Raw genomic sequence first — 1240 nt, 5'->3', positions numbered from 1 at the left:
TTGTCCGTCGCCTCGAACTTCGACAGATCGTCGAGGATCACGAGCCGCCGGCTGGTGCCGGTCAGATCGGCCGGCGATCCCGCCGAGGCGACCTTGAGCGAGCCATCCCGGTCCAGAGTCTCCTGGTTGAAGGTGGCGTCCCTGTTCTCGCCCTGCCGCCCGACGCCGAAGACCGCGCGCAGGTCCGGCGCCTGGCGCCGCATCGGCATCCACTTGTTGTTCACCCATTCCGAGGCCGCCGATTGCGTCGGATGCACCACCAGCGAATCGAGCGCCGTATAGCGATGCCATTCGCCCAGCGTCGGCTGGATGATCGAGACCGTCTTGCCCCATTGCGCCGAGCCGCGGATGGTCACCTCGCGGCAGGGATGCTCCGGCGAGAGCACCTCGTGGATCTCGCGCAGGAAGGCGAAGCGTGAGATATTGAACGGGCCCGGCATCGGCGAGCGAGCGTCGAAGACGATATTGCGCTCGCACCAGCGCGTGATGTCGGGGGGCGCCGGCGGCGCCAGGGCAGCGGCGATGGCATTGGCCACCACCCCCTCGACCGGAGCAAGGCATCCCATCAGATATCGGCCTCCCGCTCTTCGTCGCTGCGCACAGCGTTTTCCGCCTCCCCGGCTTTCTCAGCCGTGCGCCCGCCGCGATACTCGCGCCAGGCTGCCATCAGGATCGCCCGCACCTGTTTGAAATCGACGCCCATCTCATCGGCGATCCGCCGTGCCCCGTCGCGCAGCACCGAGGACTCGAACCCGGAAATCTCCAGCGCCATCTGCCGGCGCACCTCCGAGGTCACCTGCGAGGCCAGCACGAAGGTGCCGTCCGCCTCGTGGTTCTGGCGCCGCAGTCGGCGCAGCTCTTCTTCGGCCTTCTGCGTTCGGGCCAGCTCATAGCGGGCCTGATCGCCCGACGGCAGCTCGGTGGCGCCCCCGGGCCTCGGCGCATCATCGCCCTGCTCGCCCCCCTCTGCGGCCAGCGACTTGAGCGCCGCCCGCGTGCCCGCGCCATTGCCCATCAGCTGACCGGGGTCGAGCCGCACCCCAAGCGCCTTCACGCTCTTTTCCAGATCGAACCGCCGTGCCCGGCCGGTCCCGGTAAAACACCCGTCGAGCTTGCCCTCGGACACATACTGGCTGATCCGCGCTTTGGTCTTTCCCAGTCGTTCGGCCAGTTGCGTCGTGTTCAGTTGCGTCATGAGTGCTGCGCGCCGCGCGCTTGCCGCGCGGACGTCCGATCCTTT

Annotated in this window: 2 protein-coding genes; both read right to left on the bottom strand. The window is 68.2% G+C overall.

Going from position 1 to position 1240, the window contains the following annotated elements; all coding sequences use genetic code 11:
* Positions 1 to 566, bottom strand: a 566-nt coding sequence (locus BMW66_RS19865) for a phage terminase large subunit family protein (RefSeq protein ID WP_175483347.1), incomplete at its 3' end; no start/stop codon positions are given.
* Positions 566 to 1240, bottom strand: a 675-nt coding sequence (locus tag BMW66_RS19860) for a hypothetical protein (RefSeq protein ID WP_245729578.1), incomplete at its 5' end; no start/stop codon positions are given. The genes BMW66_RS19860 and BMW66_RS19865, both read right to left, overlap by 1 nt.

The sequence above is a fragment of the Salinihabitans flavidus genome, from assembly GCF_900110425.1.
Lineage (GTDB): Bacteria > Pseudomonadota > Alphaproteobacteria > Rhodobacterales > Rhodobacteraceae > Salinihabitans > Salinihabitans flavidus.
Note: the sequence above shows the minus strand (reverse complement) of the source record. Positions and strands in the feature narration are given on the sequence as shown.